The 21,285-nt window shown below is 73.1% G+C and carries 21 protein-coding genes, 1 tRNA gene and 1 pseudogene; 10 read left to right on the top strand and 13 right to left on the bottom strand.

Translation table 11 applies throughout. From position 1 onward, the window contains the following. Positions 1-105 precede the first annotated feature (105 nt). On the top strand, positions 106-1,620 hold the full coding sequence (locus B4U46_RS34610; protein ID WP_079432223.1) for an MFS transporter: 1,515 nt from the start codon (positions 106-108) through the stop codon (positions 1,618-1,620). 189 nt (positions 1,621-1,809) lie between these two features. Continuing rightward, positions 1,810-2,286 carry a carboxymuconolactone decarboxylase family protein gene (locus B4U46_RS34605; protein ID WP_079432222.1) on the top strand — a complete coding sequence of 159 codons (477 nt, stop codon included), beginning with the start codon at positions 1,810-1,812 and terminating at the stop codon, positions 2,284-2,286. A gap of 29 nt (positions 2,287-2,315) precedes the next feature. On the opposite strand, the gene B4U46_RS34600 is transcribed toward B4U46_RS34605, so the two are convergent. Next, a complete protein-coding gene (locus tag B4U46_RS34600) occupies positions 2,316-2,771 on the bottom strand; it encodes a MarR family transcriptional regulator (protein ID WP_079432221.1) in 456 nt (151 codons plus the stop codon). 115 nt (positions 2,772-2,886) lie between these two features. Here B4U46_RS34600 and B4U46_RS34595 point away from each other — a divergent pair. Further along, a pseudogene (locus B4U46_RS34595) lies at positions 2,887-4,343 on the top strand (DHA2 family efflux MFS transporter permease subunit). 78 nt (positions 4,344-4,421) lie between these two features. Here the strand turns inward: B4U46_RS34595 and puuE are convergent. Then, entirely contained in the window at positions 4,422-5,327 is a 906-nt protein-coding gene (gene puuE / locus B4U46_RS34590; protein ID WP_079432220.1) for an allantoinase PuuE, read from the bottom strand. A 102-nt stretch (positions 5,328-5,429) separates the two neighbouring features. On the opposite strand from puuE, the gene B4U46_RS34585 reads away from it, so the two are divergent. From B4U46_RS34585 to B4U46_RS34575, 3 genes are all read left to right on the top strand, one after another. Beyond that, positions 5,430-6,545, top strand: coding sequence for an LLM class flavin-dependent oxidoreductase (locus B4U46_RS34585; RefSeq protein ID WP_079432390.1), 1,116 nt, complete (start codon positions 5,430-5,432; stop codon positions 6,543-6,545). Further along, the gene (locus tag B4U46_RS34580; protein WP_079432219.1) at positions 6,542-7,282 is read left to right on the top strand and encodes a CE1759 family FMN reductase; all 741 of its coding nucleotides are present in this window, start codon (positions 6,542-6,544) and stop codon (positions 7,280-7,282) included. Before B4U46_RS34585 ends, B4U46_RS34580 begins: the two co-directional genes overlap by 4 nt. Positions 7,283-7,455: 173 nt before the next feature. After that, the gene (locus B4U46_RS34575) at positions 7,456-8,610 is read left to right on the top strand and encodes an oxygenase MpaB family protein (protein ID WP_237293422.1); all 1,155 of its coding nucleotides are present in this window, start codon (positions 7,456-7,458) and stop codon (positions 8,608-8,610) included. A 193-nt stretch (positions 8,611-8,803) separates the two neighbouring features. On the opposite strand, the gene B4U46_RS34570 is transcribed toward B4U46_RS34575, so the two are convergent. The 4 genes from B4U46_RS34570 to B4U46_RS34555 all read right to left on the bottom strand — a co-directional run bounded on the left by B4U46_RS34570 (position 8,804) and on the right by B4U46_RS34555 (position 11,885). After that, the gene (locus B4U46_RS34570) at positions 8,804-9,415 is read right to left on the bottom strand and encodes an ATP-dependent endonuclease (protein ID WP_079432388.1); all 612 of its coding nucleotides are present in this window, start codon (positions 9,413-9,415) and stop codon (positions 8,804-8,806) included. Positions 9,416-9,517: 102 nt separating this feature from the next. Further along, positions 9,518-10,105, bottom strand: coding sequence for a hypothetical protein (locus B4U46_RS34565; RefSeq protein ID WP_079432218.1), 588 nt, complete (start codon positions 10,103-10,105; stop codon positions 9,518-9,520). Positions 10,106-10,352: 247 nt separating this feature from the next. Continuing rightward, positions 10,353-11,210, bottom strand: a complete 858-nt coding sequence (locus tag B4U46_RS34560; RefSeq protein WP_079432217.1) for a helix-turn-helix domain-containing protein — start codon at positions 11,208-11,210, stop codon at positions 10,353-10,355. Positions 11,211-11,375: 165 nt separating this feature from the next. Continuing rightward, positions 11,376-11,885 carry a RidA family protein gene (locus B4U46_RS34555; protein ID WP_237293421.1) on the bottom strand — a complete coding sequence of 170 codons (510 nt, stop codon included), beginning with the start codon at positions 11,883-11,885 and terminating at the stop codon, positions 11,376-11,378. 245 nt (positions 11,886-12,130) lie between these two features. On the opposite strand from B4U46_RS34555, the gene B4U46_RS34550 reads away from it, so the two are divergent. Continuing rightward, complete coding sequence (locus tag B4U46_RS34550; RefSeq protein WP_123996021.1) at positions 12,131-12,718, top strand: short-chain dehydrogenase; 588 nt, start codon at positions 12,131-12,133, stop codon at positions 12,716-12,718. A 188-nt stretch (positions 12,719-12,906) separates the two neighbouring features. After that, positions 12,907-13,449 carry a GNAT family N-acetyltransferase gene (locus B4U46_RS34545; RefSeq protein ID WP_079432215.1) on the top strand — a complete coding sequence of 181 codons (543 nt, stop codon included), beginning with the start codon at positions 12,907-12,909 and terminating at the stop codon, positions 13,447-13,449. A 66-nt stretch (positions 13,450-13,515) separates the two neighbouring features. Here the strand turns inward: B4U46_RS34545 and B4U46_RS34540 are convergent, their stop codons facing one another. The 7 genes from B4U46_RS34540 to B4U46_RS34510 all read right to left on the bottom strand — a co-directional run bounded on the left by B4U46_RS34540 (position 13,516) and on the right by B4U46_RS34510 (position 19,855). Beyond that, positions 13,516-13,878, bottom strand: coding sequence for a hypothetical protein (locus B4U46_RS34540; RefSeq protein ID WP_079432214.1), 363 nt, complete (start codon positions 13,876-13,878; stop codon positions 13,516-13,518). Positions 13,879-14,045: 167 nt separating this feature from the next. Beyond that, the gene (locus B4U46_RS34535) at positions 14,046-15,470 is read right to left on the bottom strand and encodes an NAD(P)/FAD-dependent oxidoreductase (protein WP_079432213.1); all 1,425 of its coding nucleotides are present in this window, start codon (positions 15,468-15,470) and stop codon (positions 14,046-14,048) included. Then, positions 15,467-16,717, bottom strand: coding sequence for an MAB_1171c family putative transporter (locus B4U46_RS34530; protein ID WP_079432212.1), 1,251 nt, complete (start codon positions 16,715-16,717; stop codon positions 15,467-15,469). Before B4U46_RS34530 ends, B4U46_RS34535 begins: the two co-directional genes overlap by 4 nt. Then, positions 16,714-17,886 (bottom strand): MAB_1171c family putative transporter, encoded by a 1,173-nt coding sequence (locus tag B4U46_RS34525; protein WP_079432211.1) that lies wholly within the window; start codon positions 17,884-17,886, stop codon positions 16,714-16,716. The genes B4U46_RS34530 and B4U46_RS34525 overlap by 4 nt, the downstream gene beginning before the upstream one ends. A gap of 2 nt (positions 17,887-17,888) precedes the next feature. Next, positions 17,889-18,482, bottom strand: a complete 594-nt coding sequence (locus tag B4U46_RS34520) for a toxin-antitoxin system, toxin component (RefSeq protein WP_100864916.1) — start codon at positions 18,480-18,482, stop codon at positions 17,889-17,891. A gap of 171 nt (positions 18,483-18,653) precedes the next feature. Further along, complete coding sequence (locus tag B4U46_RS34515; RefSeq protein ID WP_237293420.1) at positions 18,654-19,352, bottom strand: helix-turn-helix transcriptional regulator; 699 nt, start codon at positions 19,350-19,352, stop codon at positions 18,654-18,656. Positions 19,353-19,588: 236 nt separating this feature from the next. Beyond that, entirely contained in the window at positions 19,589-19,855 is a 267-nt protein-coding gene (locus B4U46_RS34510) for a DUF6225 family protein (protein ID WP_079432209.1), read from the bottom strand. Positions 19,856-20,454: 599 nt separating this feature from the next. On the opposite strand from B4U46_RS34510, the gene B4U46_RS37805 reads away from it, so the two are divergent. Together B4U46_RS37805 and B4U46_RS34505 are read left to right on the top strand one after the other, a co-directional pair. Further along, positions 20,455-20,548: transfer RNA gene (locus B4U46_RS37805), tRNA-OTHER, on the top strand. A gap of 29 nt (positions 20,549-20,577) precedes the next feature. Then, positions 20,578-21,039 (top strand): DUF5990 family protein, encoded by a 462-nt coding sequence (locus B4U46_RS34505; protein ID WP_079432208.1) that lies wholly within the window; start codon positions 20,578-20,580, stop codon positions 21,037-21,039. The last annotated feature ends 246 nt before the right edge of the window (positions 21,040-21,285 follow it).

Raw genomic sequence — 21,285 nt, 5'->3', positions numbered from 1 at the left:
GCCCCTTGCGCACACCGTTCCTCTCTGCGTACGGTGTTCGCATCAAGCCACGCCGTACGCCACCCGGGCGGCGGCACCGCCCGCGAAGCCGAGAGGGAACCACCCATGGAAACCCGCAACCCACGCCGCTGGTGGATCCTGATCGTGCTGTGCCTGAGCTCGCTGGTCCTCGTCGTCGACTCCATGGCCCTGACCGTCGCGGTCCCGTCCATGACCGCCGACCTCGGCGCGAGCGCCCAGGACACCCAGTGGATCCTCGACTCCTACGTCCTGGTGTTCGCCGGCCTGCTGCTCACCTCCGGCAGCCTCGGCGACCGCTTCGGCCGCCGCCGGATCATGCTGATCGGCCTCTTCCTCTTCGGCGCCGCCTCACTCGCCGCGACCTTCGCCGCCAACCCCGCCGAAGTGATCGCCGTGCGCGTGGCCATGGGAGTCGGCGGGGCGCTGATCATGCCCTCCACCCTGTCCATCCTCATCACCGTCTTCGACGAGGACGAGCGGCCGAAGGCCATGGCCGCCTGGGGTTCGGTCTCGATGCTCGGCCTGGTCGGCAGCCCCGTCCTCGGCGGCGTCCTGATCGACCGGTTCTCCTGGCAGTCGATCTTCCTGATCAACGTCCCGGTCGTCGCCCTCGCCGTCGTCGCCGCCCTCACCCTGATGCCGGAGTCCAAGGGCCCCTGGCAGAAGCCCGACCCGCTGGGCGCCGTCCTGTCCGTCACCGGCATGACCGCCCTGGTCTGGTGGATCATCGAGATCCCGCAGCACGGCGCCTTCGCCGGCCGGTCCGCCGTCACCCTGGCCGTGGCCGTCGCCGCCCTCGTCGGCTTCGTGGTCTGGGAGAACACCACCGCGTCCCCGATGGTCCCCCTCGTCCTCTTCAGGCACCGCAACTTCAGCGGCGGGTCCCTCTCCCTGACGCTCGTCCAGATCGGCAACGGCGGCCTGCTGCTGGTCCTCACCCAGTACCTGCAGTTCGTCCTCGGCTACTCGCCCCTCAAGGCGGGCCTCGCCTTCGTGCCGCTGGCCGTCGCCGCCCTCATCGGCAACGGCGCCGGCGCCGGGCTCGCCGCCCGGATCGGCAACCGCCCCCTGATCCTGGCCGGCATGCTCGTGATGGCCTCCTCGTTCGCCCTCCTGGCCACCGTCTCCGCCGACACCGGCTTCGCCGTCCCGGCGGTCGCCCTCGGCCTCCTCGGCCTCGGCGCCGGTCTGGCCATGCCGGCCGCGGTCGGCGCCCTGATGGGCACCATCCCCGAGGAGCAGGCGGGCGTCGGCTCGGCCCTCAACGACACCATCCAGCAGGCCGGCACCGCCCTCGGCATCGCGATCCTCGGCTCCCTGCTCACCAGCGGCTACGCGGCGAAGATGCCGGCCGACGCCCCCGCCGGGGCCCGCCACTCGCTCGCCGGCGCCCTGGCCGCCGCCCCCGGCGACAGCGCCCTGCTGCGCACCGCCCGCGAGGCCTTCACCTCCGCGATGGCCACCACCTTCACCATCGGCGCCGCCGGCCTCCTCGCCGCCGCCCTGCTGGCCACGGTGGTCATGCGCGACAAGAAGCAGCCCACCCCCACCTCCACCCCCACCCCCGCCCCCGCCCCGGAACCCGAACCGGCCGCCTGACCCGTCCTCCTGACACCCCCTCCCGACACCCGGAGGCCGGCACCCCACCAGGGGCGCCGGCCTCCGGCGCGTCCCCGACCGCCCGCCCGGCGAGACTCAGGTCACACCCCCACCCCTGTCACAGAACACCGGCCCGCGGCGTCTGGTGGGCGTATCCACGAACGCACCACCGCGAAGGAGCGGCACACCATGGACGCACGGCTCGACTACTTCACCAGCGCCACCGCGGGCAAGGCCCTCAAGCACGTCACCTCGGCCGGCAGGGCCGTCAAGGAATCGCCCCTGCCGGTCACCACGCAGGAACTCGTGGCGCTGCGCGTGAGCCAGATCAACGGCTGCGCGGTCTGCATCGACATCCACACCAAGGAGGCCGCCGCGGCGGGCGAGAGCGAGGTACGGCTCCACCTGGTCGCCGCGTGGCGCGAGGCCACGGTCTTCACCGAGGCCGAACGCGCCGCCCTGCGGCTGGCGGAGGAGGGCACCCGCATCGCGGACACGCCCGGCGGCGTCGGCGACGAGGCGTGGGCGCAGGCGGCCGCGCACTACGACGAGGAGCAGCTCACCGCGCTCGCCCTGCTGATCTCCTTCATGAACATGGTCAACCGGCTGAACGTCATCGCCCGCCGCCCGGCCGCCGGCGACTACACGGCGGGCCAGTTCGCCTGACCACCGCACCACCCCCGACCACGACCCGCTCAGCCCCGCACCCTCGCCATGGCCCCCGGCGGAAGATGACGGGCCACCACCTCCAGGGCACGGGCGACCTCCTGGAGGTGCTCGGGTGCCGCATCGCCCAGGGCCGCGGCGAGCGCGCCCTCGATGCTGCCGCCCCGCACCTCGGCCACCCGACCGGACACCTCGTCGGCCTGACGGACCAGCATGCGGCGGCGGTCGGCGGGGTCGGGGGCGGTGACGACTGCGCCGGCCTCCTTGAGGCGGGCGACGGCGGTGGAGACCTGGCTCTGGGGCAGGCCGGTGCGGGTGGCGATCTCTCCCACCGCGCTGCCGGGATGGCCGGCCACGTCGCTGGCCACGATGAGGACAGACCGGACGCTCCCGCCGTGCCGGCCCCCGCCCGCGGGTTCGGGCATGGCCTCTTCCCCGATCTTCATGAGGGTGCGTCCCAGCAGGAACAGCTCTACTGCGTTCATGGTCCCAGAGTACATCTCGTTCGATGTATCGAGATTAATGCATCGAAAAAGATGGGTTACTGTCGTCCCCGGCGGCCTGACCGAGGGCGACGACGGCAACGAGAAGGAGCGGACCGTGCGGAAGTGGCGTGCGAACCCCTGGGCGGTCCTGGTGACCCTCTCCCTCGGGTTCTTCATGACCCTGCTCGACCTGACGATCGTCAACATCGCGATCCCCGACATGACGAGCGGTCTCGGGGCCTCGCTCGACCAGACCCTGTGGGTGGTCAGCGGATACGCCCTGCTCTCGCGGCGCTGATCATCACGGCCGGCCGGCTCGGTGACCTGCACGGACCGCGCACCCTCTTCGCCGCCGGGCTCGCGGTGTTCACGCTCGCCAGCGTCGGCTGCGGGCTCGCACCCGGCGCCACCGCCCTGATCGCCGCCCGCGTCGTCCAGGGCGTGGGCGCGGCCCTGCTCACCCCGCAGACGATGACCCTCATCGTCTCCGTCTTCCCCGCCGCCCGGCGCGGCACCGCCATGGGCGTCTGGGGCATGGTCGCCGGCCTCGCCACCCTCTCGGGACCCACCCTGGGCGGCATCCTGGTCTCCGCCGTCGGCTGGCGCTGGATCTTCCTGGTGAACGTCCCGATCGGCCTCGCCGCGCTCGCCCTGACCTTCCTGGTCGTCCCCGACATCCGGCCCGCTCGCACCCACCGCTTCGACCTGACCGGCGTACTGCTCTCCGGCGCCGCCCTGTTCTGCCTGGCGTTCGGCCTCCAGGAAGGCCGGCACTACCAGTGGGGCGCCGGCATCTGGGCCCTGCTGGCCGCCGGCGCCACCCTGGCCGGAGCCTTCCTGCTGCACCAGCGCCGCCGCCAGGGCCGTGAACCCCTCATCCCCTTCGCCCTCTTCCGTGACCGCAACTTCACCGCGATGACGGCCCTGGTCGGCCTGGTCTCCGTGGCCATGCTCGGCCTGGTCCTGCCCTTCAACCTGTACCTGCAGTCCGTCCTCGGCCTCAGCGCGATCAAGGCCGGGCTGGTCCTCGCCCCCTCCTCCCTGGTGTCGATGACCGTCGGACCCTTCGCGGGCCGGCTCGCCGACCGCATCGGCGGCAAATCCGTGCTGCTCGCCGGACTCGCCTGCTACGCCGCGGGCATCGTCGCCATCGCACTGATCGCCGCACCCGCCACCGCCTGGTACGCCTTCGTCCCGGCCACCCTGGCCACCGGCCTCGGCGTCGGCTGCATCATCGCCCCCATGTCCACCGAGGCCATGCGCCACGTCCCGCCCCACCTGGCCGGTGCCGCCTCCGGGGTCAACAACACGGTCCGGCAGATCGGTTCGGTGGTCGGCGCGGCCGCGGTCGGCGCACTGCTCCAGGGCCGCCTCGCCGCCGAGCTGGCGACCGGCAAGACCTACGCCGTCGCCTTCACCGCAACCCTGCACACCACCGCGGTCCTGCCGGTGCTCGTCCTCGTCGCCGGAGCGGCCGTCTGCCTCCTGCTCCGCAACCACACCGAGAAGGCCATGACGGACCCCGCCCCGGCCTCCGCCGTCCCGACCCCCACCCCGGCGGCCGCCCGCTGAAGGGCCGCCCCCGCGCAACGCCGCCGATGCCGGCGCCCCGTCACCGGGGCGGCGGCGTCGGCGCGGCGCGTTGGCGGCTCAGTCCGGCGGGTGTGCGGCGAGCCAGTGCCGCGCGATCTGCTCGCGCGTGGCGACCCACCCCCCGCCCAGTTGCGCGACGTGCCGCAGGAATCCGTCGAGGGCCCGGATCCGCCCGGGCCGCCCGATGATCCGGCAGTGCAGGCCGACGCTCATCATGCGCGGCCGGTCGGCCCCCTCCGCGTGCAGCGCGTCGTAGGTGTCGACCAGGTACGCGAGCATGTCGTCCGCGGTGGTGAACCCGTGCACGATCAGGAACTTGAAGTCGTTGGTGTCGAGGCTGTACGGCACCACGAGCTGCCGCTGCCCGCCCGCGTCGGCGTAGAACGGCAGGTCGTCGGAGTAGTCGTCGGAGTCGTACAGGAACCCGCCCGCCTCCGCCACCAGCCGCCGCGTCCGGGAACTGGTCCGCCCCGTGTACCACCCCACGGGCCGGCGCCCCACGAGCCGTTCGATGGTGGCGGCCGTCCGCGCGATGTCGGCCCGCTCGGCCTCCTCCGGCACCTCGCGGTAGTCGGTCCACCGCCACCCGTGACCGGCCACCTCCCACCCCGCGGCCCCCATCGCCCGCGCCGCGTCCGGGTTGCGCTCCAGGGCCTGCCCCACCGCGAAGACGGTGAGCGGCGCACCGTGCGCGGAGACGGTCCGGTGCACACGCCAGAACCCGGCCCGCGCCCCGTAGGCGAACATCGACTCGGCGTTCAGGTCCCGCCCGCCCTCCACCGGCGGCGCGCCCACGATCTCGTGCAGGTACCCCTCCGAGCCCGCGTCCCCCTCGAGGACGCTGCGCTCGCCGCCCTCCTCGTAGTTCAGCACGAGGCTCACGGCGACCCGCGCCCCTCCGGGCCACCCCGCATGCGGCGGCTGGGCCCCGTAACCGACGAGATCACGCTCAGTCCCGGACACGCCCCGCACCCTACCGCCGCCCACGGGAATACCCCGGCGACACCCTCCGTTCCCGGGTATAGTTGAATTCTAAACAACCTCGGAAGGGGAGCGGGCATGGCCATGCAGTTCGGGATCTTCACCGTCGGCGACATCACCACCGACCCGACGACCGGGCGGGCACCCGGCGAGCACGAGCGCATCAAGGCCATGCTCGCCATCGCGCAGAAGGCCGAGGAGGTCGGCCTCGACGTCTTCGCCACCGGCGAGCACCACAACCCGCCGTTCGTCCCCTCCTCGCCGACGACCCTGCTCGGCTACATCGCCGCACGCACCGAGAACCTGATCCTCTCCACCTCCACGACGCTGATCACCACCAACGACCCGGTGAAGATCGCCGAGGACTTCGCGATGCTCCAGCACGTCGCCGACGGCCGCGTCGACCTGATGCTGGGCCGCGGCAACACCGGCCCGGTCTACCCCTGGTTCGGCAAGGACATCCGCGACGGCATCGACCTCGCCATCGAGAACTACGCCCTCCTGCGCCGCCTGTGGGACGAGGACACCGTCACCTGGAAGGGCAAGTTCCGCACGCCGCTCCAGTCCTTCACCGCCACCCCCCGCCCCCTCGACGGCGTCGCCCCCTTCGTCTGGCACGGCTCCATCCGCTCGCCCGAGATCGCCGAGCAGGCCGCCTACTACGGCGACGGCTTCTTCCACAACAACATCTTCTGGCCCGCCTCCCACACCCGGCAGATGGTCAACCTCTACCGCGAGCGCTACGCCCACTACGGGCACGGCACCCCCGAGCAGGCCGTCGTCGGCCTCGGCGGCCAGGTCTTCATGCGCCGCAACTCCCAGGACGCCGTCCGCGAGTTCCGCCCGTACTTCGACAACGCCCCCGTGTACGGCCACGGACCCTCCCTGGAGGAGTTCACCTCCCAGACCCCCCTCACCGTCGGCTCGCCGCAGCAGGTGATCGAACGCACCCTCGCCTTCCGCGACTACGCCGGCGACTACCAGCGCCAGCTCTTCCTCGTCGACCACGCGGGCCTGCCCCTGAAGACCGTCCTGGAGCAGATCGACCTGCTCGGCGAGGAGGTCGTCCCGGTCCTGCGCAAGGAGTTCGCGAACCTCCGCCCCGCCGGCGTCCCGGACGCCCCCACCCACGCGGCCCGCGTCGCGGCCGCGGCCGTCCGGACCGGCCCCGCCACCCCCCACGAGGAGACCCGCGCATGAAGCTCGTCGTCGTCTCCGCGGGCCTGAGCACCCCGTCCTCGACCCGCCTGCTCGCCGACCGCCTCACGGCCGCGACCCTCACGGCCGCGACCCTCACGGCCGCGACCCCCACGGCCGCGACCCTCGCGCCTGCCGGCCCCGCCCATCCGGACCTCGACGTGCACGTCGTCGAAGTGCGCGAGCTCGCCACCGACATCGCCCAGCACTTCACCACCGGCTTCCCGCCCGCCCGCCTGGCCGCCGCCCTCGACGCGGTGGCGGCCGCCGACGCCCTGATCGCCGTCACACCGGTCTTCGCCGGCTCCTACAGCGGCCTGTTCAAGTCCTTCTTCGACCTCCTCGACAAGGACGCCCTCACCGGCACCCCCATGCTCCTCGGCGCGACCGGCGGCACCGCCCGGCACTCCCTGGTCACCGAACACGCCCTGCGCCCCCTCTTCTCCTACCTGCGCGCCCTCGTCCTCCCCACCGCCGTCTACGCCGCCTCCGAGGACTGGGGCGGGGAGGGCCTGGCCGGGCGCATCACCCGCGCGGGCACCGAACTGGCCCGCTTCCTGACCCCCGCCCCCCACCCCGCGGCCCCCGCCTCCGCCTCCGCCTCCGCCCCGGACGTGGACACCACCGCCGCGGTGGCCGCGCCCCGTTCCCCGACCGGCGCGATCACCTCCCTGCCGTCGACGGCCGCCGCCACCCTCACCCCCTTCGCCGAGCGCCTGGCGGCCCTCGGGGTGCAATAGCGGCAGCCGGGGCCACGGCATGGGCCGTCGGGGTGAGGAACAAACGGTCCAGCACCGACAAGGGGTTCTGGACCCACCCCGGACGGCGCAAGCATGCCGCTGACCGACGGGAGCGGCCGGCACCACCACCGGCGCTCCCTCACCCCACCCACCCCGTGAGGAAGTGGTGCACCGTGGCCCTGACGACTGCGACGATCGCCGCGGAGCTGGAAGCGGCCGGCAAGGTCGGAGACCCGAAGGCCGACGCGCTCGTCTCCGACCTGATCGACAACAAGGAGATCGACGGCGTCAACGCCCTGTTCCGCACCATCGGCACCCTCAAGCCCGGCATGGACCTGTCCACCCTCCCGCCCCGCCTGGCCGAGTTCCTGAAGGAGGCGGCCGCCCCGCCGCCGGACTGGTCGGAAGCGGACGTCAAGGCCGCGGAGAGCTTCTTCGCGCACCACCACGGCGAGGTGTCCATGCTCCAGGGCACCGTCGGCCTCATCGGCACCTACCTGTCCCCGACCGGCGCCTTCACCCTCCGCTCCACCGGCCGCCTCGGCGGCGTCGAAGGGCCGGGCCGGCGACTGTCGCAGTCCTCCCGCCTCTTCCTCGACATGGGCGACAAGAACGCGATGCGCGACGGCAGCCTGGCCGCGAACGTCACCAAGGTCCGCCTGGTCCACGCCTCGGTCCGTCAGCTCCACAAGAAGAGCGGCGAATGGGACTACGCGAAGTGGGGCGAGCCCGTCTCCCAGAAGTACACGACCGGCGCCGCGTGCGTCTTCTCCACCCAGATCGTCCAGGCCATGGAACGCCTGGGCATCGACGTCTCCAAGGACGACGCCAAGGGCTTCATGTGCGCCTGGCACTACGTCAACCACTACCTCGGCACCCCCGAAAAGTGGCTGCTGCCCAAGGACCCCGACCTGGTCCAGGCCCTGTGGAACCAGGAACGCGACAAGGAGTGGAAGAAGACCGACGACGGCGTCTTCATGACCAAGCAGGCCATCGACTTCTACAAGAAGTTCTACCCGCCGGGCGTCCACGACGCCTTCGTCGCGATGGTCCGCCACGCCCTGACCGACAAGTACGCCGACATGGCCGGCCTCCCCAAGAGCGTCCTGGGCACCGCGGCCGGCCCGCTCTCGGCGGCCAGTGGCGCCGTCAGCGGCATCGGCGGCGGCCTCCTCGGCGGCACGGCGCAGAAGGCGACCGGCGTCAACCCGTACAAGGAGATCGTCGGCATCGCCTCCAAGGGCTTCAACGAGGTCCAGCGGTTCGCCCTCACCCACGACCAGGACGACCAGCCCCAGATGCACCAGGAACTCCACGACAACCGCTGACCCCGCCCGACACCCGCCCGCAGCGCACGCTCCCACCGTGCCCTGCACCACCCCGGGCCCGCCGTGCCCTGCAGGCTCCAACCCGGCCGCGCCGCCCATCCGGGGGCCGCCCCCAACCCGGGCCCGCAGGGCCGACTACAGCCGGCCGGCGGCGCATCCAGCGGCGCATCCAGCGACGTGTCCAGCAGGGCGACTACAACCGGCCGAGCAGCGCGTCCAGCGGGCCGGGCAGGAGCGCGGGATCGAGGGCCCCGGCCAGGAGCTGTCCGTAACGGATCTTCCGCCCCTTCTTCGTCCCGAGGAAGCGCCGCATCCGGTCCTGCGGGCTCCGCCCCCGCTGAGCGGGCTGGCGGGTGAACGTCTGCCAGGGCGTGAGCTCCCCCTCGGCCTCGACGATCTCCTCCACCCGCGCCACCCCCAGCGCCCGGATCAGCTCCTCCTCCAGGTCCTTCACACAGGCGAAGACCTCCCGTCGGGGCGCCCCGACGCGCTCCAGCGCACGGTCGTAGAAGGGCCGTTCCTGCTCGTCGCACAGCCCGGTGAGGCGCAGCCCCAGCCCCGGCGGCCCCAGGAGCGCGGCGTAGCGCCCGACGTTCATCGCCCCGCCCATCGACAGCACGCAGACCCCGTCGGCCCCCAGGTCCCGGCCGAGCCGCCCGGTCAGGGCCTCCAGTGCGGCGAGGTCACTGGGCCCCTCCACCAGCACCACGCCCCGCACCCCCGAGGCGGCCTCCACGAGGCCGCCCCCGTCCCCGCCGGCCACCGACCGGGCCACCGCGTCCCTGAACTCCCCCATGTCCGCCATGGCCCGATTCTGCTCCGCCCCCCGCACCTCCGGCACGGAATTTCCTCCCGGCGGGGCGGGACGCCGCACGGCACGGACCTCGGGATTTCCCGGGAACGCCCCTCAGCCGGCCGGCCCCACGGCGCGCTTGTAGTACCGCCATGGGAACCATCCCGCACCCACCGGGATCCACCCCTCCGACTCCAGCCGCCGGTGCCGCGCGGCGGAGGGGAGGGTGACCCGGCAGTGCTCCCAGGGGTGGCCGGACGCCTCGACCTCGTGGAAGAAGGGCCCGTAGCCGACCATGTGCCAGCCGTCCCGTCCGGCCTCCTCCAGGGCGGCCATCTCGTTGAACGCGGTCAACCCGCTGAGCGTGCGGCGCTCCGGGGCGCCCGGCCCCCCGGCGGCCGGTGCGGCCGCGGCCTTGCTCGCGAACCGCTGCTGGGCGGCCTGGCGGCTCACCCCCAGCACCCGGCCCACGGTGTCCCAGCTGTGGCCCGCGGCCCTCGCCCCCTGAACCGCCTCGCGCAGCAGCCGGCTCGCCTCCTCGGCGCCGACGCGCGAGGCGTCCAGCAGGCGCAGGTACCCGCGGGCGTCGTGCTCGTGCTCCAGCGACTCGGCGAGCCCGTCGGGCGCCGCGAGCACGGCCGCGGCGATCCCGTCCCGGATGCGGTCCATCTCCGCCGGCTCCAGCAGCGGCCCCTCACTCATCGGCACAGCCCGTGCAGCGGCTCGAGCCCGTCAAGTACAGCCTCGTCAGCGGCCCCCCGCCCCGACCGGGCGGCAACCCGGGCCCCGGCCCAGGCCATGGACGCGCCAGGGGAAGAGCCCCGCGACGCCTTCAACTTCAAGATCATCATGCGTCAAGGAAACCTTGACGCCCCCCATTTGTCAAGAATCCCTTGACGTCGGCCGCCGGCCGCCCGCCCCTGGGCGAACCGCGGCCGTCACGCGCGGCTCAGCCGGACGCCGACCAGGCGAGCAGCATGCGCAGGGCGTCGTGGTCGCGGGTGCCGGGTTCGGCGGTGTAGGTGATGAGGGCCTGGTCGGGGTCGTCGGCCGCGCGGAGGGTTTCGTACGCCAGCTCCAGCTCGCCGACGACCGGGTGGCGGAAGCGCTTGCGCCCCGAGGTCTTGTCCTGCACGGGATGCTCCGCCCACCACCGCCGGAACTCTTCACTCCGCATGGACAACTCACCAATGAGGCGCGCCAGTTCCGGGTCCTGCGGCCGGCGCCCGGCCTCCAGGTGCAGGTAGGCCACGTTCTCGCGGGCGCAGCCGCTCCAGTCCGCGTACAGCTCGCGGGCCGCCGGGTCGAGGAAGGTGGTGCGGGCGATGTTGCCCCCGCCCGGGCCGCCCGAGGCGCCGAAGTCGCCGAGCAGGGCGCTCGCCGCCGCGTTCAGGGCCAGCACGTCCATCCGGCGGCCCATCACCATCGCGGGCACGTCGCGCAGTTCGCCGAGCAGCAGCCGCAGGACGGGCCGCACCCGCTGGGCGCCCGTGCCGGGCGCCGGGCGGGCCGGGTGGGCGAGCTGGTGCAGGTGCCGGGTCCCGTCCTCGGTCAGCCGCAGCGCCCCGGCGAGCGCGTCGAGGACCGCCGCCGACGGGTTGGCCACCCGGCCCTGTTCCATCCGCGTGTAGTACTCCACGCTGACCCCCGCGAGCCGCGCGATCTCCTCCCGGCGCAGCCCGGCGACCCGCCGCCGGCCCCCGTAGTCGCGCAGCGCGACGTCCTCGGGCGTCAGACGGGAGCGGCGGGTACGCAGGAAGTCACCCAGACTGGTCGCGGCGGCGGCCGCCGGCGGGTTCACGGTCATCCCCCGATTGTGCCCCGCCCCCCGCCCCCCAGCCTGGCCCTCCCAGGACCAGGCACGTCCCGACCCGCTTCACGGCGGTCGAGGTCTGCGGCGCCCGGGGCAGAGCCGCAACGCGCTGAGCGGCCGCGCGGCGGTCGCCGCGCGGCCGGCTCGGTCACGAACGCGTCAGGAACGCGGCTTCACCAGCGCGACGGCCTCGATCTCCACCAGCTGGTCGGGGAAGGCCAGGTCGCTGACACCGAGGATGGTGTCGGTCGTGCGGTGGTTGCCGTTGTACTCCTTGTGCAGCCGCGCGGCCGTGTCGAAGTTCTTGCGCAGGTCCTTGGTGTAGATCTTCATGCTGATGATCTGGCTGCGCGGGATCTTGTAGTGCGCGAGCACCTTGTCGAGGTTGGCGAACGACTGGCGCACCTGCTTCTCGAAGTCGCCGACGCCCACGATGTTGCCGGCCGCGTCGTGCGACAGCTGCCCCGAGATGTAGACGGTGTCACCGGCTCTGATCGCCTGCGAGTACCCGTAGGAGTCCTCCCACGGCACCCCGAACCCGAAGTGGTCCCAGCCCTTGCGCGACTGGTCCTGTGCACTCGCTCCCTGCGGGCCCACGACGGCGACCATCACGGCCACCAACGCGGCCACCGTGGCGGCGATACCGAACTTGCGCCCTGACTTGGCCATTTGCTGCGTCCTTTCGTCCCCAGTGGAGCTTGGCGTGACGACGTTTTCACAGGGCGAGCGAGAATCCCTCGAAGCGGAATCGAAGTCCGCTCGCGACCCGCCACGCGGACCGGGGCAAATTGGCCGGAGCCGGAAGAGGGGGACAGGATTCCGGCCGGGTGCGGATCCGTCGGCGGCCGCGGTTCTCCACGCCGCCGCCGCCGACCGGGGCGACGTCCACCGGCCGGCCGTGCGAACATCCCCGGATGAATGCCGACGACGCGCCCGTGTGCGGTCCCGTACTGGTCGTGGGCGGTACGGGGATGCTCGCCGGGGTGGTGGGCGGGCTGGTCCGCGAGGGGCTGACGGCGGTGGTCGTCTCCCGGAAGCCGCCCGGGCCGGGAGCCTTCGGGGACCTGGGTACCGCAGGCGGCCGGCTGCTGCCGGTGAGCGCGGACTACACCGATCCCCTCGGCTTCGCCGCGGCGCTGCGACGGGTCGCGGCACGGACGGGGCCCTTCCGGCAGGCCGTGCTGTGGGTGCACGCCCACGGCCGGCCCCACGCGTATGCCGCCGTCGCCGCCGCCCTGGCGGACGGCGCGTCGGTGCTGGAGGTGCTGGGCAGCGCAGCCGCGGCGCCCACGGCCCCCGCGCCCCGGCCGCCCGAGGCCCTGGGCCGCGCCCGCCACCGTGCCGTGGTCCTCGGGTTCACCGGCCCGGGCGCGCACACCCGGTGGCTGGACCACGGGGAGATCAGCGGGGGCGTACTGGCCGCCCTGAGGACCCCGCAGAGCGACGACGGGCCGTACGTCGTCGGACGGGTACGGCCGTGGGAGGACCGGCCGTCGGCGTGACGGCGGTGACGGCGGTGACGGCGGTGACAGCGGCGACGGCGCTGACGGCGCTGACGGCGCGCGCCGTCCCGCCGGGCCCGAACGGCCCCCGGCCACCCACACCCCCACCCCGCAGAAAAATCCGCGTGCTCCCACCCACCCCCCGGGTATCTTGCCTTGTCCTGAACAGGACAGAGAGGTCTTCCAGCATGAGCAGCACCACGTCGTCCCTGCCCGAGCGGATCGAACTGTCGGGGGAGGGGCTCGTGCTGCGCGACTGGACGGAAGGCGACCTGGCCGCGATGCCCGGGCTGTTCGACCACCCCGACATCGCGTACTGGACGCCGATCGTCTCGCCCTTCGACGAAGCGGCCGCCCGCGCCCGGCTGGTGCGCGACCGGGAGCTGCGGCAGGAGGGCACGACCATCCTCCTCGCCATCACCCTCGACGGCGGCGCACCGCTCGGCGAGATCATGCTGCGCCGCGCCCCCGAAGGCACGGAGATCGGCTACGCCGTGGGTCCGGCACACCGTGGGCAGGGGCTGGCCGCCCGCGCCGTGCGGGTGATGGCCGCCTACGCGTTCGAGCAGTGGGGCGCGCAGCGGGTGATCCTGGAGCTGGAGGCCGAGAACGCCGCCAGCGTCGCCGTCGCCGGGAAGGCCGGCTTCAGGCTGCTCGACGTGCCCCTGATCACGGGCGAGGAGAAGGGCCGCCCGTACGTCCTCCAGACCTGGGGCCTGGACCGGCCCTGACCTGACCCGACCATCGTCACGGGCCGGCGGCCGGCGCCGGCGGGATCACCGCCTCCACCCCTCGCGTCACCGTTGCGCCTGTCCGCGCCCCTTCCCCGGCGGCCTCGACCGGTCCGGACGCCCGGCCGAAAGGGTGCTGGCCGGCCCGGCCGAAGGGGTGCTGGTCGCGGCGATCTCGATGAGCTGGACCTCCATCTCGTCGGCCTGCGCCCGCAGGATGCTCGCCACCGTCCGCATCGTGTCCTCGTCCAGACGGACCGGGGTCGTCCGGCCTTCCGGCGTCCAGGTGGCCTCGTCGGACTGCGCGTGCAGATCGAAGGTCCGTGCCATGTCGCGGAGGATCGCGGTGACGTCCTGGGCCGCCACGTAGAACTGCCCGTCGGCGCCGCGCCGCACGAGGGTCTCGGCGTCCGTGTGCCGCCGGCTCATCTTCCTCACCCCACTGAGATCACGTCCCACCAGGCGGTGCGCCTCCGCCCGGTCCCATCTTGCTCCCCCCGCGTGCCGTCCGCGAAAGGGTCCGGGGAGCTGGCGCGTCGGAGCGGCGCAGCGCCGACGCGAACCCTTTCACACCCTCCCGGGCCGCCGTGGCCCGATCACCCGGGCGCCCCGCCGCCGACGAGTGCCAGCTCCCGTGCCGTCAGGGGCGGCCCGTCCAGCGGCGGGTACCGCGGCCCCCGTACGGCTCCCCACAGGACGCGCGGGCTGACCAGCGAGGTCAGCGGAGCCTGGAGCGAGGTGACGTCCGTGAGGTCCTCCACCATGCTGAACCTCCCGCAGCTCGTCCTCACCAGGCGGTCCACGTACCGGGCCAGGACCCTGTCCCGGAGGCCGGGAGCACCGCCCTGGACCTCCGGGTAGAACACGTCCTGCCCCATGGCCAGCTCCCAGGCCGAGTCCACCGGCTTCGCCATGGCCCTCTGGACGCGCCGTGCGAGGCCGGAGGCGTCCACACCGCGGGCCTCGACCTCCGCGCGCAGGACGGCGGCCGTCTGCGCGGCGACGGACATGCCGTGCCCGTACAGGGGGTTGAACGCCGCGAGGGCGTCGCCCAGGACGACGAACCGTTCCGGCCAGCCCCGCACCTGCTCGAAATACCGCCGCGTATTGCGCGTGCTCCTGCTCAGCGACACGCCGGTGAGGGGTTCGAGGCGGGAGATGATCTCCCCGACCACGGGGTGACGCAGTCCGAGCGGGAACGCCGCGAAGTCCTCGGCGTCCCCCGTCGGCGCACCGGCCCTGGTTCCCGTCTCCGTGACGATCCACCGCCCGTCCTCCACGGGCAGGATGCTCGCGCTCTGCCCGGGGCGCCCGCTGCGGGGATCGGACTGCACGCTGACGATGGGGAATCCCGCGGCTCCTTCCGGGGCCCGGAAGACCCGCGTCGCGTACACCAGCCCGAGGTCCAGGGAGCGCTCGGGTGCGGGAGGCACCCCCAGTTCCTCCAGGTGGCGGGGCGCCCGCGAGGCGCGGCCGCTCGCGTCCACGACGAAGTCGGCCTCCAGGACATGCTCGTGGCCGGCCCGCCCGCGCACCCGCACCCCGGTGACGCGGGACGGGCTGCCGGTCAGGCCCTCCGCCCGGGTGTGCGGCAAGATCGTGACGCCCTCCCGGCCCAGGACGTGGTCGCGCACGACCGAGTCCATGAGGTCGCGGCTGCACCCCAGGACGAAGTGGGTCTCGCGGTCCCAGCGCCTCAGCCAGCCCTGGGAGGTGAGCGCGACCATGCCCGTGGGGGTCGGGATCCGGTTCGCGCCGGCGGCCAGCCAGCACTCGGTGATCCCGGGCAGGACCGCCTCGGCCGCCCGTACGCCGCCGCTCCAGAGCATGTGCGCGTGCCGTGCCTGGGGGAGCCCCTTGCGGGGGAGCGGGCCGTCGGGCAACTCGTCGCTCTCGACGGCGAGTACCTCGTCGACCGCGCCCCGCAGCGCGGCGGCGGCCAGCATTCCCGCCGAGCCCCCGCCGATGACGACCGCGCGCCGGCGGACCGTCCGGGCGCCGGTGCCGCGCGGACCGTTCATGACACGGCCTTCTGCGGCGCCGCCGAAGGTCCGTGGCCGTCCCGCCCGTGGCCGTCCCGCCCGTGGCCGTCCCGCCCGTGGCCGTCCCGCCCGTGGCCGGCGGCCGGGCCCCCGCGGCGGGGCGCAAGGACCCGTACCGCGTCCGAAAGGCGCACGAGTTCGTCCTCGCTGTCGATCAGGCTCTGGACACTGCCGCCGCCGGCGGCCGCGCCGGGACGGGTGTTCAGGGAGCTGTTCAGGGAGCCGAACGCCGCGATGACCAGCGCGGCGTGCGCCACGGCCTCCCCTTTCAACGCGCCCGGCCCGGCCGCGGGTTCAGGCGCGTCCGCCACCGCGACCGTATCGAGGTAGGGCGCGAGGAGCCGCAGCCCGTCCCGGATGTCGCACGTCCGCCGCAGGTGGCGCCTGCTCAGCGAGGACCACGGGGGGATGCGTACGAGCTCGTACGGGACGACCGCGCGGATGATCTCCCACAGCGGCCCCAGCCGGTGGTACCGCGACCACTGCCTCGACTGCCTGCGCAGGCTCTCGCCGACGGCGGGAAGGGCGAACCCGACGCACTGGAGCAGCGAGGAGAGAGCGGCCAGGGAGGGGGCCACCGTCGTGCTGATCCCGTCCCAGTCGTGGCCGGTCCAGCGCGCGCCCACGGCGAGGAGCTTGCCCACGGTGTAGCCGAGGCCCAGGACCCCTCCGGCCCCGATGAGGACGAGCCCGGTGCGCAGCAGACCGGTCACCTCCTGTGCCCAGCGCCGGCACAGGACCGACAGGACGGCCGTCGCCGCCGCGTGGGCGACGAGATAGAGGACGATCATCTCGCGGAGGTACGGGGTGGTGGAGTAGTACGTGTCGAAGTCCTGGAGGCGTTCGTCGGGCGCGTCGCCGAGGGCGAACAGGGCGAGCAGCGCCACGATCACCGTCCCGTAGGCCCCGGCACACCACAAGACGGCCGCACGGCGCCGTTCCTCGGGCCCGCCCTGCCAGGTCAGCATCAGGTTGATGACGGCGGCGCTCCCGGCGGTGACGACGGCGTAGACCAGCGGAGCCGAGAAATTGGCGACACCGGTGAGCGCGTTCACCTCGGACACCGTCGGCGGCGCGGCGAAGAAGAAGACCACGGCGCCGAGGGGGATCACCACGCCCACGGAACGGACCAGCGGATCACGCCAGTGCCGCACGAGCCCGGGCACCCTCAGCGCGAAGGAGACGAGCAGCAGGAGGGCGGGGAGGTAGTAGTAGACGCTGCTCAACGCGCGGCCTCCGCGGCTCGCGGCCTGCCGGCGGCCCGTTTCGTGGTGTGCGCGAGCGCCTGCGAGATGCGGATCAGGTCGCGGTCCTTGCCCGCCGGTTCCTGAAGGGTCCTCGAAGAGGCGATCACCCGTCCCTCGGGGTCGGCGCGCATCGTCTCCACCGCGGCGAGGACCATGACCGCGTCCGCACCGGCCTCCGCGTGGGCGCTGGGGGCGCCGCCGGCGACGGCTTCGGCCAGTGCCCGCGCCCGGAGGCCGAGGTCGAAGTAGGGGTTGAGGGTGAGCAGTCCGTCGTGGATCAGCGATTCCCGCTGGAGGCGCCGTACACCCACCGACGCCAGCAGTGGCACGCTGACCGCCGCCGGCGTCGGTACCAGCCCGCCCACCAGCTGCGAGAGGGGTCCGAGCCGCCGGTAGTGGGTCCAGTCCCGCCAGCGTCCCCGGAAGCGCCGTACGACGATCGGGAGCACCATGCCGATCGCGATGAGGGGGGCGGCCACCGAGGTGCAGGCCCGTGCCACCTCGGTACTGAGCACGTCCCAGTCCGCTCCGGCCCACCGTGCTCCCAGGGCGGTGAACTTGAGGACGCCGAAGCAGATCGCGAGTCCGTAGCCCGTCACCATGAGGGCCAGTCCCGCCCTCAGCTCCCCTCCCACGTGGCGCAGCCAGCGCCAGCACAGGGTGGCCATGAGGGTCGACGCCGCGGTGTGGCCGACCAGGTAGAGGACGATCATCTCGCGCATGTAAGGGGTGTTGGCGTAGTAGGTGTCCAGGTCACGCAGCCGCTCTACGGGCGCCTGCGCGAGCGCGAACAGCACGGCGATGGCGGCGCAGAGCGTCCCGTAGGCCGCGATGCACCAGCGGGTCGCCCGCCGGATGCGTTCGGGGGACCCGCCCCGCCAGTTGATGACCAGCACGATCCCCGACGCCGCGCAGGCCATGGCCCAGAAGTAGTCGAAGGGGGCCGCGGCGTTCGGGATGCCCGTGAGCTCGTTGACCTTGGCGACCACGGGGACGGAGGTGAAGAAGAACACCCCCACGGCCGCCACGAGCATGGCCATGACCGCCCGGAGCAGGGGATCGCGCGGATTCCTCAGCAGGCCGGGAAGTCTGAGCAGGGCGGCCACGCCGCCGAGCACCGTGGGAAAGAGAACGGTCGGATCCGGCACGCTCAGCCTCGGATCCCGTGGTTGCAGAGCGCCGCTTCTATCCGGCCGGAGCGGGTGCTCCGGTCGAGCTCGGGAGCATCGGGGACCGTCAGGAGGTGCCGTACGGCGTGTGCCAGCTCCAGCCCGTACCGCTCGGCCGCCTGCTCCTGCATCCGGTGCCTGCGGGCGGCGGTGCCGTCCTCCTCCAGCAGTACGGGACCCTTCCGGCCGGCTACCGCCAGCGCCGACGCGACCACCTGCCGCAGGTCGCCGTCGTGGTGGAGGAGACGGGCGGCCGCGGAGGCCTCGAAGGCGTGCTCGTGGCAGTGCCCGAGTTCCAGGTGGCGCAGCTCGTGCCCGGTGATGACGATCTGGTGCTCGCCAACGGTCCGCTCCTCGATGATGATCAGGTCCCGGTCCCCGATGTTGAGGGCGAGACCGCTGACGGTGCCCGGCGGGAAGGACGTGCTGCGGAACTCGATCTTCCGGCCCCGGCGCCGGCTCATGGCGTCGCAGAGCGCGAGGCAGATCACCTCGGCCGCCACCGGAGACTTCAGATGACCGAGCCCGCCCACCATGGCGCTGACGGACTGCCGTATCTCCCGCTGCTTGAACACACGATTCCCCAATGCCCTTTTCCGCGGGGGCAGGAACTCACACCCCGCGGATTCCACGCGACCGGCCCGTACCGTGCCGCACGACGGCCCGACCGCTCGACAAGCTCCCCGCCCCGCGACGACCGGCGACGGGCCTTTCCCGAACCCCTGAGGCGTGCCGGGAGGCACGCTTCAGAAATGCTCGCCGGCCGGGCCGGACCTCTGCTCGGCCGCCTCCTCCTCCATGTAGGTGTCGAGCCACTCGAGCAACCTGGTGCGCCCCCGGTCGGGCAGCAGAGCCGCGCGCAGCGCGATGCCGTCGACGCCGTGCCGCTCGTAGAGGCTCGGCCGCCTCCCCGCCCCGGCCGCCGGGGCGTTGCGCTCGCTGTGCTCCTGGTACTCCCGCAGGAGCGTCTTCTCGACCTCGGCCAGGGCGCAGCCCAGAGCCTCGGCATCGTCCGACTGCAGGAACCCGGCCGGCCGGTTGAAGAACCGCTCAAGCCGTGAGCAGTGGTCCATGGTGGGGCGGCGGTCCCCGCAGAGCAGTGCCTGGACCTGCTGCCGGGAGATACCGCTCTGCCGTGCGATCTCCCCGTGCGAGAACTTCCGCCCGTTGTCCTTGCGGTAGGTCTCGTGCAGCAGGTCGAGTCGCTGCCGGAACCGCTCGTGGATGTCCGGCTCACCGGCCGCCCGCCCTTGCAGGAGCTCCCGGATGACCTCGACGGGAACCCCGCAGGCGTGGTTGAGCGCCTCCGTGCAGAGGACTTCGTCGTGGCTCCGGCCGAGCCTCGCCCCGAGGCAGACGATCCGTTCGACGGTCGCGGTCAGCTGGGGGAAGGCCGAAGGCCGGGAGGGCGGCGGCACAGGTGCTGTGGAGGAGCCTTCTGTCACCGGCTGGTCTCCCGGATCGACGCACACTGCTCTCCCCGGAGACATGGGCGGGGGAGAACTGTTACAGGGGTCCTTGCTCCGCCGATCCTGCCACACCTGTGGCAGTCGCACGACGGATCTTCGGCCAGCCTGCCACGGCGGTGGCAGAAACCTGCCGCCCACCGGTGGTGCGCGCGCCGGGCGGACGTGACGGGCGGGACGCAGGCGCGTCCCGCCCGCCCGTCACCACCTCGCCCTCAGTCGACGTCGAGGTGGTAGGCACCCGCCCGCGCGTCCGCGAACAGCGTGAACTGTACGTGCGGTGTGCCACTGCCCTCCTCACCGTCGCCGTCCATCTCGACGGGCTCGGCGTCCACCAGGACGTACTCGCCGTACCCGTCGAAGTCACCGGGCCCGTCCGCGACTCCGATGTGGATCGGTGTCTCGTCCGGCAGGTCCGCGAGAGCTTCACGCAGCCGCGCAGCGGTCCATACCTGCGGGGCGTGCTCGAACATGTCAGCCATGTACCGAAATTAGAACCACCACCGCCCACAGACGCGTTCGCCGCGCCGTCGCAACGCCTTCCATGACCCTGCCGCCTCCCACCCACCCCGTCCCGACCACACACCGGGCAAGACAAAGACCCGCCTCCCCCGGGGTGCAGGGGGGAGGCGGGCAGGCTTGAGCTGCCCCTCTCGACAGGCCCAAGAGCCGTCGATACGGATGCCGTTGCCCCCGCGGTGGGTGGTGGGTGCCGTTGTCCCAGCCACCACCGCCACCTACGGCCGGATCACGAGCACCACCGACGCGGCGGGAGCCAAAACCACCACTGTCTACGAGCCGGCGACCCTCGTCCCCAACGCCAAGGGCTGGACGACGACCACCACGTTCCACCCCCTGCGCGGCTTCCCGGCAAAAACGGTCGGCCAAGAAATCCGAGTTCATGAAGAAGAACAGCGACCGCTGCACTCCCGATGAGTGCGACCTGTCCCTGGAACACGATCCCCCTCCCTCCTGCCCCCGCCGCCTGATGCCCGCCACCGTCAGCGCGCCGTCAGGCCCCCTCACGCATTCTGGTTGTCGTGACCGGGCAGCGGGGCAGCCCGCCGGCCCGGGTCACAAGGGAGAGGTGCCCGGAGCGGTTGATCGGGGACCGGCCACTGGTCGTTCGGGTTCCACCAGGACCCACGCAGGTTCGAATCCTGCCCTCTCCGCCACACCATCCATCCGCCGGCAGAGTGTTCCCATGCAGATCCGGATCGAGGCGTTCGACCTGCCGGGCCGCACCTGTGTGCCCGCCCCCGGGTTCCCCGGTTACCGCGACATCCACGTCGCCGTGCACCCCCGCGCACGAGACGGACAGCCGCTCGCCCCCCAGCCCGGCGACGCCCCCTCGGCATTCTGGACCCTGGACTGCACCGCGCGCCGTGCCCCCGCGGGCGTCGACCTGACCGGCCCCTGGATCCAGGGCCGCCCCGGGCAGCGCTTCATCTACCTCACTTGGAACGGAACCGACGCCACCGGCACCACCACCACGTTCCGCCGGGCCAAGCTCATGCTGGACGCGGTGGACCCGTCGGTGGCCGAAGCAGCGCTGGACCGCGGCCTGCTGATCGCCCGCGTCGGCCTGACGGATGCCCACGGCCACCCCCTCTGCGCCGCGGTCCGCCCCCCGACCGTCACCTGGTCGCCCCCGCCCCCTCCCTAGCCCCACCCACCCCGTACCGCTCCGCGCCCACCCCTGAACGACCGACCACCTCGCCCGGACCCGCGTCCGCGATCCGGCCTCCCCCGCCCGGGGGAGGCCGGATGATCCGCGTGACGGATGTACCCGGCCCGGCTGACGAGGAGCCTTGCAGCGTCGTCGAACACGCTCTACGGAGGTCACGGTCATGGTGGTGGTTCCAGCGAACCCGGAGGTCAACGCACCCCCCAGGCCGCCCGCGGCAAGCCG

This window comes from Streptomyces katrae (assembly GCF_002028425.1).
In the GTDB taxonomy this organism is placed as follows: Bacteria; Actinomycetota; Actinomycetes; order Streptomycetales; family Streptomycetaceae; genus Streptomyces; species Streptomyces katrae_A.
The sequence above is the reverse complement of the archived record's forward strand: the minus strand, read 5'-3'. Positions and strand labels throughout refer to the sequence as shown.

What these genes read in the sequence shown, in the direction of transcription:
- B4U46_RS34555 (WP_237293421.1), bottom strand. Translation starts at nt 11,885, where the DNA reads ATGGCCAAGTCAGGGCGCAAGTTCGGTATCGCCGCCACGGTGGCCGCG.
- B4U46_RS34540 (WP_079432214.1), bottom strand. Translation starts at nt 13,878, where the DNA reads ATGAGCCGGCGGCACACGGACGCCGAGACCCTCGTGCGGCGCGGCGCC.
- B4U46_RS34545 (WP_079432215.1), top strand. Translation starts at nt 12,907, where the DNA reads ATGAGCAGCACCACGTCGTCCCTGCCCGAGCGGATCGAACTGTCGGGG.
- B4U46_RS34610 (WP_079432223.1), top strand. Translation starts at nt 106, where the DNA reads ATGGAAACCCGCAACCCACGCCGCTGGTGGATCCTGATCGTGCTGTGC.
- B4U46_RS34580 (WP_079432219.1), top strand. Translation starts at nt 6,542, where the DNA reads ATGAAGCTCGTCGTCGTCTCCGCGGGCCTGAGCACCCCGTCCTCGACC.
- B4U46_RS34510 (WP_079432209.1), bottom strand. Translation starts at nt 19,855, where the DNA reads ATGGCTGACATGTTCGAGCACGCCCCGCAGGTATGGACCGCTGCGCGG.
- B4U46_RS34560 (WP_079432217.1), bottom strand. Translation starts at nt 11,210, where the DNA reads ATGACCGTGAACCCGCCGGCGGCCGCCGCCGCGACCAGTCTGGGTGAC.
- B4U46_RS34570 (WP_079432388.1), bottom strand. Translation starts at nt 9,415, where the DNA reads ATGGCGGACATGGGGGAGTTCAGGGACGCGGTGGCCCGGTCGGTGGCC.
- B4U46_RS34535 (WP_079432213.1), bottom strand. Translation starts at nt 15,470, where the DNA reads ATGAACGGTCCGCGCGGCACCGGCGCCCGGACGGTCCGCCGGCGCGCG.
- B4U46_RS34585 (WP_079432390.1), top strand. Translation starts at nt 5,430, where the DNA reads ATGCAGTTCGGGATCTTCACCGTCGGCGACATCACCACCGACCCGACG.
- B4U46_RS34605 (WP_079432222.1), top strand. Translation starts at nt 1,810, where the DNA reads ATGGACGCACGGCTCGACTACTTCACCAGCGCCACCGCGGGCAAGGCC.
- B4U46_RS34600 (WP_079432221.1), bottom strand. Translation starts at nt 2,771, where the DNA reads ATGAACGCAGTAGAGCTGTTCCTGCTGGGACGCACCCTCATGAAGATC.
- B4U46_RS34505 (WP_079432208.1), top strand. Translation starts at nt 20,578, where the DNA reads ATGCAGATCCGGATCGAGGCGTTCGACCTGCCGGGCCGCACCTGTGTG.
- B4U46_RS34550 (WP_123996021.1), top strand. Translation starts at nt 12,131, where the DNA reads ATGAATGCCGACGACGCGCCCGTGTGCGGTCCCGTACTGGTCGTGGGC.
- B4U46_RS34565 (WP_079432218.1), bottom strand. Translation starts at nt 10,105, where the DNA reads ATGAGTGAGGGGCCGCTGCTGGAGCCGGCGGAGATGGACCGCATCCGG.